Raw genomic sequence first — 12,735 nt, forward strand, 5'->3', positions numbered from 1 at the left:
ATTTTTTAATCCCCTATTCTTGATTTTTAGTTAAAGTAAATATTCTTAGTTATAAAATTTTTTAAGAATATTTTTATTTTAATAGTTTTATAATAGTTATTACATAAAAACTTAATAAAAAGTTTTATCAAAACCAAATTTCAAGGAGAGGGTAATGAAATTTCCAGTAAAATTAGCAAGATCTATTGTTGTATGTGCTTTTTTAGCAGGTATAAGTGCTAGCGCATTAAGTGAAGGTAAAGAATATGTAATTCTTAAAAATCCTATTGCTAACGCTGATAATTATAGTGTCGGTTTAAAAGCAATGAATGTAAGTAAAGCTGATTTTGAAAATTTCTTAAAAACTCCAGAGGCTGCAGAGCTTTTAAAAAGTTATGAAATTGCCAATCCTATTTCGCAAAATTATGGCACCCCTGCTTTTGTTGTTAATGGAAAATATCAAATCGTTCCAAGTGCAATCAACTCTCCAGAGGCTTTGATTGAAATTACTAAAGAACTTAGCAAGCAAAAATGAGTTGTATAAAAATGAAAGATAAATGCAGAAATTTTTCACTTTCCAAATGGCAAGATACGCGCAAACCTTGGTTGATTTTGATTATAGTTACTATAGGACTTACTTGTATAGCACATTTTTTATTTCAAGAATATCTTTTTATGAAACCTTGTGAACAATGTGTGTATATAAGATTTGATATGCTTGTTATGGCTATAGGTGGTATGATTGCATTAATCAACCCTGCAAATAATATTATAAAAATTTTTTCTTATAGCTTAGCTTTTTATGGAATTTGGCTTGGCTTGGAGCATTGTCTAACTTTAAATCATATCCATGAAGTGGTTCATTCTGAAAATCCTTTTGCAGGCGTAGATGGATGTCGTGAAATTCCTATTTATCCATTTAATTTACCTTTGTATAAATGGGCTTCTAGTTGGTTTTTGCCAACAGGAGAATGCGGGATGGATACCCCTGTAGTTCCAGAAAATGCTTATAATCATCTCAATGCTTTTCAAAAATTTTTTATAGGAACTCCACCTGATTTTGAAAATGGGCTTTATAGTAATGGTTGGTATTTGATTCCTAGTTTAAAGTTTATGAATATGGCAATTTGCTGTCTTATAGCATTTTTATGTTGTTTTGTCGTGCTTTTTGCAATGTTTATAGCCTATGTTTTAGATAAAAATAAACCTAATGCTAAAATTTTTGCATTGGTGATTGTTGCTTTGGTTTTGGTGCTTAAATTTATAGGCGAATCAAAAAATCCGAATCAAAATATAGCTAGTTTAAATCAAGTCGTTTTAAGATACTCTTAAAATAGGATGTCTTAAATAATTTTAAAGGATTGATCATGAGACTTAGCAAAACTCTTTGCATGGCAATTTTGGCGGGTTCTACCCTACTTGCACCTAATGCTTTAATGGCCATGGGTGGTCCTAGTAGAGTGAAAATAGATTGGCAAATTCAAGGACAAATGGGTATGATTAAAATGAATCCTTATGGATTGTCTCCTTTGACCGCTATTATCATGAATAATGGTTATGTCTTAAGCGATATAAAAAAATCAAATGGTCAAACTATTTCTTAATAATGTGAATTCTAAAATGGCTAAGACGTATGGTGGAATTCCTATTTTTGGACTTTATCCTTCTTATAGTAAAGGTAAGTTATACTAAAACCGCAAATGGTAAAAGTCAAAAAGTCATTGATGAGATTTATAAAATTACAACTCCATGGGCTAGCATAGAGCCAAGCGGAAGGCACTGATCAAAGAGGAACTCTTTTTGAAAATGTGAAAGTATTAAAAATGGATCCAAAATTTTCAGATAGGCTATATTTAGTAAATAATGCTCCTGGAAAATAATCTGGCAAAGACTCATAATCTGTATGGAATAATCTTGTAGGTGGTGCTATGGAATGGGATGAAAATTCAAATGTCTTTATTATAAGATACCAAGGGTGAAATCAGATGGTATTATGATAACAATAAACTAATGAACTGGGGTAATATTTACAATCGTGGAATTATGATAAGTTTTCGTCAAAACAAAGATGGAGCTTTAACTTGGGGATTTGGTCAAAGATATGTAAAATACGATGTCTGGGAAGAGAAATTTTCAATCGCAAATTACCTGCTGTCTATATAGATTTTTTCTCATGCTATGGACAATATGCAAAAAATGGGCATTATTTCTTCAACAAATACTTTGCGTCCAAGATAGTAAGCATGTACGCACAGTGTGTGATACTATTATAGAAGTAGATGAGAATGGTAATGTTGTTGATGATTGGAGATTGTATAAGATTTTAGATCCTTATAGAAGTACTATTATCAAAACTTTAGATCAAAGTGCAGTGTGTTTAAATATAGATGCAAGTAAAGTGGGTAAAACTTTAAGCGATGAAGAGCTTGCCAAAATGGATGAAAGCGACAAATTTGGAGATATAGCAGGTATAGGTAGGAATTGGGCGCATATAAAGGGTGGAATAAAGAATTTCAAAAATATTTATTGCAACCTGTAGATAAAAATGGCAATGAATGGTTTTATCCTGTAACTTCTTTAACTCAATATGAACCAGATAAAGATTCTATTATGGTTTATAGTGCAACGCTGGAATGGCTTTTAATCTTAGTAAAGGTGTAAGTCTTGGAGAACCAAAACCTAAAATTGATGAATTTAACTGGGGCGCTAAGGAGCCTTCGGTTCAAATTCAATTCAGCGGTTCAGGCACGGATTATCAAGCAATGCCTTTTAGTGTTGATCAAGCATTCAATCCTAAAAAATAAATAAGCCCAAATTTATTTTTGGGTTTATTTATTTTTTTTAAATAAAATTATCTTTGAAAATTTTATTTAACCAAGGATATAATATGTGTAATTTTTTTTGCAAATTTGTTTTAGCTCTTGTATTTTATTCAAGTTTTGCATTAGCAAACAATAGTTTTATTACCCTTAATCCAAGTTTACCTAGCTCTGAAAATAGTGTAATAGAAGCATTTTCTTATAAATGTATACATTGTTATAATCATCATAAATTTGGAACTCTTGAAAAACTGAGAGAAGCTTTTCCAAATTTACATTTTAAACTCTATCCTGTAAGTTTAATGAATGGGGAATTTTCCAAAGAAATGAATGAGCTTTTTACCTTTGCTCAATACAAAGATGAGCAAAATGGTAAAGATGCGAGTTATTCTGATAGTTTATCTCATAAACTTGCTGATGTTTATTTTGTTTCTTATTTTTTAAACAAGCAAAGAAATTTTTCAAATTTAGATGAATTTTACGACATAGGTTTAAAGGCTATGAATGTAAATAAAAATGAAGTATTAAATTTTTTAAATACCCCAAAAGCTAAAGAAATTTTAAGCGAGTTTCAAAGAGCTAATGATATAGCTAAAACCTATGGTACCCCTGCTTTTGTTGTTAATGGAAAATATCAAATTAACCCAAGCGCAATCAATTCGATGCAAGATTTAGAAGATCTAGTTAAAAAATTAAGTAATATGAAATAATAAATTTTTAAGGCAATAAAAATTGCCTTAAAAATTATTTTTTGATCATATTTGTATAAGGTCCATAGCGATGTTGGGTTGTAGAAAAGATATCATCATAAGGTCCTACATCCATATCTAAAGGCTTAATCTTTCTATCTGGAAAGTCTTTATTTCTATTTGCTTTAATAGGACGAGCTTGTGAATTCATGTAAGCTGCTACATCATAAGCATCTTCAAGACTTAAGTCAGGCGCACCTTGAGGCATATTTTCTTTAATATAAGAAGCAGCTTTGATAGACGATACATTCCAGCTCCTGTATTATAACTATCATCACCCCAAAGTGGTGGATAAAGATAATACGCCCCTGTGCTATCCTCATTTTTAAGCCTTAATCCATTTTCTTGATGACAAACGGCACATTTATCCATATAAATTGCCTTGCCTTTTTTAGGATCAGCTGCTCTTGAGATGAAATCTATTTTCTTAAGTCCCTACCCTTCTATCTTAGCTCCTACTGGAACTCCTTGAGATAACCATTGCATATAAGTTAGCATGGCTTTCATTTCAGGCGCATCACTAGGCATTCTTTTGCCATTCATAGAGCGTTCAAAACAGCCATTGATCCTATCTGCTAAGGTAATTACTTTATCTCCTCTGGCATTATATTGTGGAAATCTTGCCCAAATTCCTACAAAACCCGATTGATTTTGCACACTTCCACCATTAGCATGACAGCTTGAACAAGAAAGATTATTTCCCGCAAATCTTTTTTTAGGATCTTTGGCCTGTGGACCCACATATTTGCTTGTTTCATTAAGAATTTTATTTCCTAAAATAACCATTTTGCTATATTCTGAATTTTTTGGCATCTTAGTTTCATCTATAGTGCCATCTTCATTTAATGCCTTAGGCAAATTCCATTTAGCAGTAGGCAGGTCAATACCTGTTGCACTCTTGGTTTTTTCCAAATTTGGATCTAAGGCTAAAGCACAACTTCCATATAACAACAAAGTTAAAACTATAGAAAAATTTATTCATCAATTTTCCTCCTTATTTTGCGTAATTTAAATTCAGTATAAGACTTTATTTAGAAAAAGTCAATAAAACCTAATTACATTTTAAGAAAAAAGCTTTAAACCTTAAAATAATATTCATTTATATTTAAAATAGAACTTATAAATATTTAAAGCAAAAATAAAGTTTTTTCGCTATAATAAAATCTTGCAATATTTTTAAAGGTTAGGTTAATGAAAAATTTAAGCATTCAAGAAAAAAAAGACTTAGACAACTGTGTTTTTCAAAATCTTGGAAGGCAAGATACTTTTGCTTTAAGCGCGATTTTTAAAAATTTTTATTTAAAAATTAAAGCATTTATTTATTCTAAATAATACCACTTAAAATCTTTTTTTGTGTAGGAAAGATCTTTAAAAGAAGGTGATTGGATAAATAGTTTGCACTCTTTATCCAAATTTTCTATTCCGTATATTTTCATAGCCATTCTTGAGTCATGTCTTGTAAGTTCTATTCCAACGCAAGCTTGATTGTTGATTTTGTAAAGCAAAGTACCACCGTCTTTTTCATCTATATTTAAAATATCCAAATTCTTATTTTTACTCATATCTTTTACATCTTTACTAAAAGAATATCGGAGTTTATAATATATCATAATATCCTGCATGGTATTTTTCAAATTTTGTAAATTTTCATTAATCAAGTATCCATTATTTTTATAAAGTTTTAAAAAATCTTCATTAAGAAATTTTTGAAAACTTTCATCTTTAGATAATTTTTGACAAGAATTATAGCTATTTAAAATTCTAACTTGACCAGCTTCTATTAAAAGTTCAAGGCAATCTTTATTTTCTTGTGAAAATTGCACTAATTTAACGTCTTGAATCTTAAAATCTTTATTTGGTTTTTTTTCATAAGCAAAATCATTTAATTTTTCATAAATATTGGCAAAACTTAAAGAATATAAACTAAAAAAAATTAAAATACACTTTTTCATTGAAAAAAATCTTTGTATTTATTTTTTAGAAATTCCACCACTTCTAAAATTTCATCAACCCCTTCTTTGTTGGAATTTTCGAGCACATTATCTATATTATCAATATAAGCTTCTATTGCATTTTCTAATTTGTCCCTTTTAACTCCAGCGTATAAAAGCATAGCTTCTAAAACTATGCTAAGCTCATATTGTAAATCTTCTAGTTCATTTTTTAAGGTTTTATTATTGTTTTGATTCATTGTTTTCCTTTTTAAGTTCTTTGCTTTTAATTAAATCAATAATTTGAGCCTTAATATGATTATAATTTGCTCCATCTTTAAATGTCGCAAAAAGTCCACCACTAGCATTTTTATGTCCACCACCACCTACTAAATTTTTAGCCATTAAACTTACATCTATTTTTCCATTTGCACGAAAACTTAAGGTTTTTCTAGAACTAACATCAATAAAAAAGTCATAATCAGGATTTTTTACTAAAAAATCATTTCCAATAACAGAAGTATTGCCTATATTTGAAGTTAAGATGCCTTTATGGCCTTCATATTCTATACTGAAATTTTCTTTTAGCTCGCTTAGTTTTTCAACTACAAAACAAGAAATTAAATTAGAAAGAGTATCATCATTTTTTCTGGCAAAATAATCCTTTTTTATAAAATGAGTAGCATTATCGAGTAAAATATTCGCATTTTCTTTTCCTATAAATTTCCAAGCCTTATCAAGCAAGAAAAACATATAATCGATTTGAGATTCTTTAAACATCACGCGATTTATTTCTTTTGCATTGGCAATCAAGCCTAAAAAAACCTTTCCAAGTTCAAAATTTTCATCCTCGCTTAGCCAAATATCAACAGCATTAACCACATCAACAAATTTTGAAAGCTCTAAAACAGGGGTGCAGATTTTAGAGAAAAAATCATAAACGATTTTAGTTGCACATCTTTTAGAATCAAGTAAATACCAAGAATATTTTTGAGCACATTCTTCGCCACTTTGATGATGATCAAGAAGAAAAATTTTAATATTTTTCTCTTTGCAAATTTTTTCAAATTCTTCGCATTGATTTAAATTTAAATTTAAATCTGTTATTAGAATAATAGCTTTTCCGAAATTTTCATCTTTTTCTATATCGCCTATAATAGAGTTAAAATTTTCATTAATTTCTTTGCCATAATTAGAATTATAAAATCTCACATTTTTAAAATAAAAATTTACTATAAATTGACAAGCATAGCCATCAAGATCTGTATGTGAAAGATGATAAATTTTCATTATATTCCTTAAAGTTCTATCCTAATAATACCCTCGGTATTAAAATTTGTATTTTCTGCAATTTCTGCAAAACTTAACACTACTATATTAATGCTAAAATTATAACAAATATCAGCAATGAATTTTCTAAGCTGCGGTTCAACGCAAAGTATAAAAGGCTTGATACGACCATTTGCTACTGCGGCAACTTCAGCCCTTAGAGTATCTACTAAAGTACCTGTTTGAGCTACACTTAAAGGCAAGTGATAACTTCCATCTCTAAATTGTACATTTTCCATTAAAACCGCAGAACTAGCAGAGTCTAAGATAAAAATATCCAAATTTCCTTTATCATCTAAATACATATTTGTAATCATCCTAGCTAAGGACGCCCTTACATGTTCAATAATCATATCAAAACTCTTGCTTACTTCTGCTATATCGCTTACAGATTCTAAAATAGTAAGCATATCTTTAATTGGTATGTGATGCTTAAGCAAGTCTTTGAGAATTTTTTGAATAAGACTTACAGGTGCAACACCTAAAGCACCTTCTACGATGATTGGATAATCATTTTTAACCTTATCAAGAAGATTTTGTACCTCTTGGCGTGTGAGAAGTTCGCTTGCGTGCGCTTTGATAAGTTCGCTCATATGTGTTGAAATAACACTTGCAGGATCTATTACTATATAGCCATTTAATGTTGCTTCATCTTTTAAATTCGCATCAATCCAAAGTGCATCAGAGTTAAAAGCGGGTTCTTTTGTAGCAATCCCTTCTATCTCTTCTGTGATAAAACCACTATCCATGGCTAAATATTTATCCGGATAAATTTCAGCACTTGCTATAGACACACCCTTGAGTTTAAAACTATACTCATTTGGTTTAAGTCTTAAATTATCTCTTATTCTTATTTTTGGCATTAAAAATCCTAAACTTTCAGCAATACTTCTTCTCATTGAGCGAATTCTTTCTGTAAGTTCGTTTTCAGCAAGCTTAATAAGTCCGTATCCAAGTTCAAGTTCTAAAATTTCAACTTTGAGTATATCGTTAATCTTGTGCTCTTCTTCTTTGAGAATTTCTTCTTCGCTTTTCTTAGCAGGCGCTGCCGTTGTCCCACCTGCTCCACTTTGAGATGCAACTGCGGCACTTGGTTTGCTTTTTTTAACTGTAGTTATATCAATTTTACCTTCCTTAACCTGCTTGGTAAGATAGCCAAGGCTTAAAAATACTAAAGCCATAAAGCCCAAGGATAAAGTTGGCAAACCAGGCACTAACGCAAAGATAAAAAGTACAAAACCTACTATTAAAAGCGTGCGATATTCGCTTAAAAGTTGAGTTAAAGTTCCTTCTGCAAAATTTTCCTCATCTTTGCTTGCACGAGTGATAATTATAGCGGTTGCAGTAGAAGTAATAAGCCCTGGAATTTGAGATACAAGTCCATCACCTATGGTTAAAATAGTATAAGTAGATGCAGCATCGCTTAAAGCCATATCGTGCTGAAAAGATCCTATTAAAAAACCACCTATGATATTTATAATAGTTATGATAATTCCTGCAACAGCATCTCCTTTGATAAATTTAGAAGAACCATCCATTGCACCATAGAAGTTTGCCTCAGCAATAACTTCTTGACGTCTTGCTCTAGCGGTTTGTTCATCAATAAGTCCTGCATTTAAATCCGCATCAATAGCCATTTGTTTACCCGGCATCGCATCAAGTGTAAATCTTGCTTGTACTTCAGAAACCCTTGTACTACCTTTTGTTACAACCATGAAATTAATCAATACTAAAATACAAAATACAATCACGCCAATGACCATATTTCCACCAACAACAAATTCTCCAAATGCTGCTATAATCTCACTCACAGCTTCAGGGCCGTTTTGCCCTTCGCTTAAAATCATCCTTGTGGTAGCTATATTTAATGAAAGCCTAAATAAAGTGATAATCAAGATTAAAGTTGGAAAAGTTGTTAAATCTGTCGGTTTGGGTATATAAATAGAAATTAAAATAATTAATACCGATAAAGCTATACTTAAAGCCAAGAAAAAGTCCAAAATAGGACTTGGTAAAGGAACTATAATAATAGCTAAAATACAAACTAAAAAACCAACAATAGTCAAGCTTTTAGCTTTTAAAACAGGAGCGATTAAAGGCCCCAAGAAAGGAAAAACTAAATCGACTATTTTATTTTTTGCCATTATTTTTCATAATATCTTCTAAAGTAATAGAATCTAAAAATTCATCTACTTTATTTTGTAAATTTACTAACATAGGCATTAAGGTGCAATTTTCTTCTTTATTATTTGGACAAGTGCCACCACTGCATTCAAATACACTGATATCCTTTTTTTCAGCACTATTAACAATTTCTTTTATAGTATATTGACTTGGTTCTTTGATTAAAACAAAACCACCTTTTGCCCCTTTAAAGGATTTTAACAAGCCATCTTTAGCTAAAGTTTGTAAAATTTTAGCTAAAAAACTTTTAGGAATATCAAGCTCTAAAGCTAAAGAATCTACATCTTGAGGTGTTTCTTTTTGAGAAATATAAATTAAAGAAAGTAAAGCGTATTCGCTAGCTTTGGTAAATAGCACAGATTCTCCTTGTTATAACTACAGAAATAGCTGTAATTATAATAAATAATTCTTAGAAAAAGACTTAAATTTTGACAAAACCTTCTAAAAAAGATAAATTCAGTTTATTTTTTGCTTTTTAAGATAAAATTACAGTTCTTTAATTTTATTATTTTACCAATCAGGAGGTCTATCATGGCTTTGGATTCGGCCAAAAAAGCAGAAATAGTTGCGAAATTCGCTAAAAAACCAGGTGATACTGGTTCAACAGAAGTTCAAGTAGCTCTTTTAACTGCAAGAATTGCAGAACTTACAGAACATTTAAAAATCTACAAAAAAGACTTTTCATCAAGATTAGGACTTTTAAAACTTGTAGGTCAAAGAAAAAGACTTTTATCTTATCTTAAAAGAAAAGATTATAATTCTTATAGTAAGTTAATTACTGAATTAAATCTTAGAGATAAATAATTTTTAAGCCCTTTTTACGGGGCTTTTGCCTTTTAAATTTCTTCTTTTGTAATCAGTTTTATATATCAAAAACACAAGAAAAATCTTACAAGATTTCCCTTTGTCCTTTGGCATCAGGTTCGCTTAAAATCCCGTTTTGCGTAAGTTGTTCAATAATATTTGCAGAGCGGTTATAGCCGATTTTTAAACGGCGTTGTAAATAAGAAATGCTTGTTTTTCCATCTTCTAAGATTACTCTTTTAGCTTCTTCATAAAGCTCATCTGCTTCCCCATCAAAGCTTTCATTTGTTGTAACACCTACGCTTTGCTGATCCTTTAAAAAGCTTTCATCATATTCTACGCTTTGTTGATCCTTTAGAAAATCCACGATTTTTTCTATTTCAAATTCGCTTGCAAAAGGCGCATGCAAACGCACTATAGAGCTTGTTCCAGGAGGAGTAAATAAACAATCCCCTCTTCCAAGTAAACTTTCAGCACCCATAGCATCTAAAATAACTTTAGAGTCAATTTTTTGCCCTACTTTATAAGAAATTCTACTTGGTAAATTCGCTTTAATTAGTCCTGTTACAACATCAACAGAAGGTCGTTGTGTAGCTACAATCAAGTGGATTCCACTTGCTCTTGCCATTTGCGCAAGTCTTCCTATATAAAATTCTACATCTTTACCCGCAGTCATCATCAAATCAGCAAGTTCATCGATAATTACTACAATAAAAGGAAGTTCTTCTCCGCCTAATTCTTTCATTTTTTCATTGTAATTTTCTATATTTTTGGTTTTTGCATCAGCCATTAAGCGATAGCGTCTTTCCATTTCAGCTACCATATTTGAAAGCGCATTGACTGCTTTTTTTGGATCTGTGATAACAGGAGTTAAAAGATGAGGAATGTCATTATAAATGCTAAATTCAAGCATCTTAGGATCTATCATCATCAAACGCAAGGTTTTTGGAGAGTTGCGATATAAAAGACTTAAAAGCATAGAATTTATCCCCACACTTTTACCACTACCTGTCGTTCCTGCGATGAGTAAATGCGGAAGTTTTTTAAGATCGGTTACAAAAGCATTGCCTACTATATCTTTACCTAAAGCTATGGTTAAAGGACTTTTAGCGTTTTTAAAAACTTCACTTTGTAAAATTTCTCTTAAATAAATGGTTTGAATTTCATCATTTGGAACTTCTATACCTACAACATCTTTTCCTGGTATTGGAGCTTGAATACGGATTGATTTTGCCATTAAAGCCATAGTTAAATCATCTTGTAAATTTAAAATACGACTTACTTTCACATCTGCACTAGGACGAAATTCAAAAGTAGTTACCACAGGACCAACATAAGTGCTTATAACATCGCCGCCTATTTTAAAACGACGCAATTTTTCAAGAAGATTATAAATTTTTTTATCTATTTCACTTTCATTGATTTCTTGTTTGTGTTCTTTTGGATTAGCTAAAAAATCTAATGGCGGCAAGGTGAAATCTTTTGGTTTTTCTATTTCGCCCTGCTCTATTTCACGCAATAAAGCTTGGTTAATAGCAATTTCTTTGGCTAAAACTGCTTTTTGAAGTTTAATTTCTTGATCATTTGTTTTTTCATTATCGATTTTAGTTTCTGTATTTTGGATAAAATCGAGTGTATTTTTTTCTTCTATAACTATTTCATTTATATTTTTTATAGGAGTAGGTTCTATATAAGGATGATTTAACTCTTCTACAATGGGAGCAAATTCAAAGATATTGTCTGCTTTATCTAGATTTTTATTTTCATTTATTTTGTCTGATTCTTCTGTTTCTGTTTTAATTGTTTTTGGGCTATTAAAACTATATTTATTCCCTTCTATAATATCGCTTGAATTTATCGCATCATATTCTTCTAATTTTTTAATTTCTTGTTTTACTTTATTTTCTAAAATTTCATTTTGATAGGCTTTGTATTCTTGTTCTAGTTTTTCTTTTTTTATCAAATTCTCTCTAAGTTCAAGCTCTTTTGTAAAAATTTTTGGTTTAACTTCTTGATTAGAAACTGGAATTTCAATATTTTTACGTTTATAACTTGGCTCATCTAAATTTTTATTTGTATCTATTTGCTTTATATCTTCAAGTTTTTTAGGTTTTAAAAAACGTTCAGGAATCATATCTACCTCTTCTTCTGAAATAAAATTAAAATCTTCATCAAGACTAATGCTCATTTTACTAGCCTTTTGTGCGAAATTTCGCACTTGTTGAGAATGCTCATGAACAAAACTTCTTGATTCTTTTAAACTTTGTTTATCAATCTCTATGGTTTCATCTAAAATTTGATTTTTTAGTTTTTCAAAATTTTCCTTGGCCGTGGTAATTGAATTTTTACTTGCATTGATATTGCTATCTTTAATTATCTGTTCTAAGTTATTGGTTTCCCCTTTTTTGTTTATTTGTAAATTTCCATAAATACTATCTTGCAAAATATTTAATTTTGGAACTATAGGTTCTGATTTACCTACATCTTCTTTCTCGTTTTCTCCACCAAATACACGCATAAGTAAAGATTTAAAAGCTTGCTCTACTTTTAATAAATAAGTAAAATCTAATTCTATTTTTAAAATTTCTTTTGCAAATTTTGGAAACAATAAAACCAAAGAAAATAGTAGAAGTAAAAGAGCGAAAATTCCGCTCCCAGTATGCCCCAAAATAGTAGAAAAAATCGCATAAGCAAGCTCTAGTATATAGCCTGAATTAGGATAAAAAACTGCAAATAAAAGCAAACTCGAGAAAAAGGCAAATCCTATACCAAAAAGCTCTCTTCTTGTAAAATTAGCTAATTTGTAATTTCTTTTATAATAAACATAATTTAAAATAAATAAGAAAAAAGGATAATAATACGCAAATTCTCCAAATAAAAATAAATTAGCCTTGTAAACCCATTCTCCCATGCCAGGTGCTAGCATACAAAGACAAAGAT

18 protein-coding genes and 1 pseudogene are annotated in these 12,735 nt (G+C 30.2%); 10 read left to right on the forward strand and 9 right to left on the reverse strand.

Annotation, left to right across the window (positions count from 1 at the left end; genetic code table 11):
• The first annotated feature begins 154 nt into the window (after nucleotides 1–154).
• From FBF02_RS04235 to FBF02_RS04250, 8 genes are all read left to right on the forward strand, one after another.
• The gene (locus FBF02_RS04235) at nucleotides 155–514 is read left to right on the forward strand and encodes a thiol:disulfide interchange protein (RefSeq protein ID WP_002852474.1); all 360 of its coding nucleotides are present in this window, start codon (nucleotides 155–157) and stop codon (nucleotides 512–514) included.
• Nucleotides 511–1,311 carry a protein-disulfide oxidoreductase DsbI gene (gene dsbI, locus FBF02_RS04240; protein ID WP_002865484.1) on the forward strand — a complete coding sequence of 267 codons (801 nt, stop codon included), beginning with the start codon at nucleotides 511–513 and terminating at the stop codon, nucleotides 1,309–1,311. The genes FBF02_RS04235 and dsbI overlap by 4 nt, the downstream gene beginning before the upstream one ends.
• A gap of 35 nt (nucleotides 1,312–1,346) precedes the next feature.
• On the forward strand, nucleotides 1,347–1,583 hold the full coding sequence (locus FBF02_RS09110; protein ID WP_002852527.1) for an aryl-sulfate sulfotransferase N-terminal domain-containing protein: 237 nt from the start codon (nucleotides 1,347–1,349) through the stop codon (nucleotides 1,581–1,583).
• 47 nt (nucleotides 1,584–1,630) lie between these two features.
• Nucleotides 1,631–1,762, forward strand: coding sequence for a hypothetical protein (locus FBF02_RS09190; RefSeq protein ID WP_002852428.1), 132 nt, complete (start codon nucleotides 1,631–1,633; stop codon nucleotides 1,760–1,762).
• Between the two features lie 227 nt (nucleotides 1,763–1,989).
• Nucleotides 1,990–2,142: a hypothetical protein gene (locus FBF02_RS09115; RefSeq protein ID WP_002864840.1), complete on the forward strand. Its 153-nt coding sequence runs from the start codon at nucleotides 1,990–1,992 to the stop codon at nucleotides 2,140–2,142.
• 10 nt (nucleotides 2,143–2,152) lie between these two features.
• Nucleotides 2,153–2,518 (forward strand): aryl-sulfate sulfotransferase, encoded by a 366-nt coding sequence (locus tag FBF02_RS09120; protein WP_158208991.1) that lies wholly within the window; start codon nucleotides 2,153–2,155, stop codon nucleotides 2,516–2,518.
• Between the two features lie 94 nt (nucleotides 2,519–2,612).
• The gene (locus FBF02_RS09125) at nucleotides 2,613–2,783 is read left to right on the forward strand and encodes a hypothetical protein (RefSeq protein WP_002852584.1); all 171 of its coding nucleotides are present in this window, start codon (nucleotides 2,613–2,615) and stop codon (nucleotides 2,781–2,783) included.
• 83 nt (nucleotides 2,784–2,866) lie between these two features.
• Nucleotides 2,867–3,508 (forward strand): thiol:disulfide interchange protein DsbA/DsbL, encoded by a 642-nt coding sequence (locus tag FBF02_RS04250; RefSeq protein WP_021034217.1) that lies wholly within the window; start codon nucleotides 2,867–2,869, stop codon nucleotides 3,506–3,508.
• Nucleotides 3,509–3,542: 34 nt separating this feature from the next.
• On the opposite strand, the gene FBF02_RS09130 is transcribed toward FBF02_RS04250, so the two are convergent.
• The 3 genes from FBF02_RS09130 to FBF02_RS09140 form a co-directional block, all read right to left on the reverse strand.
• Complete coding sequence (locus tag FBF02_RS09130; RefSeq protein ID WP_002858763.1) at nucleotides 3,543–3,755, reverse strand: hypothetical protein; 213 nt, start codon at nucleotides 3,753–3,755, stop codon at nucleotides 3,543–3,545.
• Nucleotides 3,731–3,919, reverse strand: a complete 189-nt coding sequence (locus tag FBF02_RS09135; RefSeq protein WP_077409359.1) for a hypothetical protein — start codon at nucleotides 3,917–3,919, stop codon at nucleotides 3,731–3,733. The genes FBF02_RS09130 and FBF02_RS09135 overlap by 25 nt, the downstream gene beginning before the upstream one ends.
• A gap of 63 nt (nucleotides 3,920–3,982) precedes the next feature.
• Nucleotides 3,983–4,501 (reverse strand): hypothetical protein, encoded by a 519-nt coding sequence (locus tag FBF02_RS09140; RefSeq protein WP_002916224.1) that lies wholly within the window; start codon nucleotides 4,499–4,501, stop codon nucleotides 3,983–3,985.
• A 237-nt stretch (nucleotides 4,502–4,738) separates the two neighbouring features.
• On the opposite strand from FBF02_RS09140, the pseudogene FBF02_RS04260 reads away from it, so the two are divergent.
• Nucleotides 4,739–4,889, forward strand: a pseudogene (locus FBF02_RS04260) (hypothetical protein).
• On the opposite strand, the gene FBF02_RS04265 reads toward FBF02_RS04260, so the two are convergent.
• The 5 genes from FBF02_RS04265 to FBF02_RS04285 are packed head-to-tail and all read right to left on the reverse strand — an operon-like array spanning nucleotide 4,867 to nucleotide 9,348.
• Nucleotides 4,867–5,499: a hypothetical protein gene (locus FBF02_RS04265; protein WP_002858755.1), complete on the reverse strand. Its 633-nt coding sequence runs from the start codon at nucleotides 5,497–5,499 to the stop codon at nucleotides 4,867–4,869. The pseudogene FBF02_RS04260 and the gene FBF02_RS04265 sit on opposite strands and share 23 nt — an antisense overlap.
• Nucleotides 5,496–5,738 carry a hypothetical protein gene (locus FBF02_RS04270; RefSeq protein ID WP_002857162.1) on the reverse strand — a complete coding sequence of 81 codons (243 nt, stop codon included), beginning with the start codon at nucleotides 5,736–5,738 and terminating at the stop codon, nucleotides 5,496–5,498. The genes FBF02_RS04265 and FBF02_RS04270 overlap by 4 nt, the downstream gene beginning before the upstream one ends.
• On the reverse strand, nucleotides 5,722–6,768 hold the full coding sequence (locus tag FBF02_RS04275) for a DHH family phosphoesterase (RefSeq protein WP_002857066.1): 1,047 nt from the start codon (nucleotides 6,766–6,768) through the stop codon (nucleotides 5,722–5,724). The genes FBF02_RS04270 and FBF02_RS04275 overlap by 17 nt, the downstream gene beginning before the upstream one ends.
• An 8-nt stretch (nucleotides 6,769–6,776) precedes the next feature.
• Complete coding sequence (gene flhA, locus FBF02_RS04280) at nucleotides 6,777–8,951, reverse strand: flagellar biosynthesis protein FlhA (RefSeq protein ID WP_002857013.1); 2,175 nt, start codon at nucleotides 8,949–8,951, stop codon at nucleotides 6,777–6,779.
• Nucleotides 8,938–9,348, reverse strand: coding sequence for an RrF2 family transcriptional regulator (locus tag FBF02_RS04285; protein ID WP_002852609.1), 411 nt, complete (start codon nucleotides 9,346–9,348; stop codon nucleotides 8,938–8,940). The genes flhA and FBF02_RS04285 overlap by 14 nt, the downstream gene beginning before the upstream one ends.
• Before the next feature lie 174 nt (nucleotides 9,349–9,522).
• On the opposite strand from FBF02_RS04285, the gene rpsO reads away from it, so the two are divergent.
• On the forward strand, nucleotides 9,523–9,795 hold the full coding sequence (gene rpsO, locus FBF02_RS04290) for a 30S ribosomal protein S15 (RefSeq protein WP_002852579.1): 273 nt from the start codon (nucleotides 9,523–9,525) through the stop codon (nucleotides 9,793–9,795).
• Between the two features lie 85 nt (nucleotides 9,796–9,880).
• Here rpsO and FBF02_RS04295 read toward each other — a convergent pair whose 3' ends face one another.
• A complete protein-coding gene (locus FBF02_RS04295) occupies nucleotides 9,881–12,721 on the reverse strand; it encodes a DNA translocase FtsK (protein WP_002858762.1) in 2,841 nt (946 codons plus the stop codon).
• Nucleotides 12,722–12,735 lie beyond the last annotated feature (14 nt).

This window comes from Campylobacter sp. CFSAN093226 (assembly GCF_012897595.1).
Classification (GTDB): domain Bacteria; phylum Campylobacterota; class Campylobacteria; order Campylobacterales; family Campylobacteraceae; genus Campylobacter_D; species Campylobacter_D jejuni.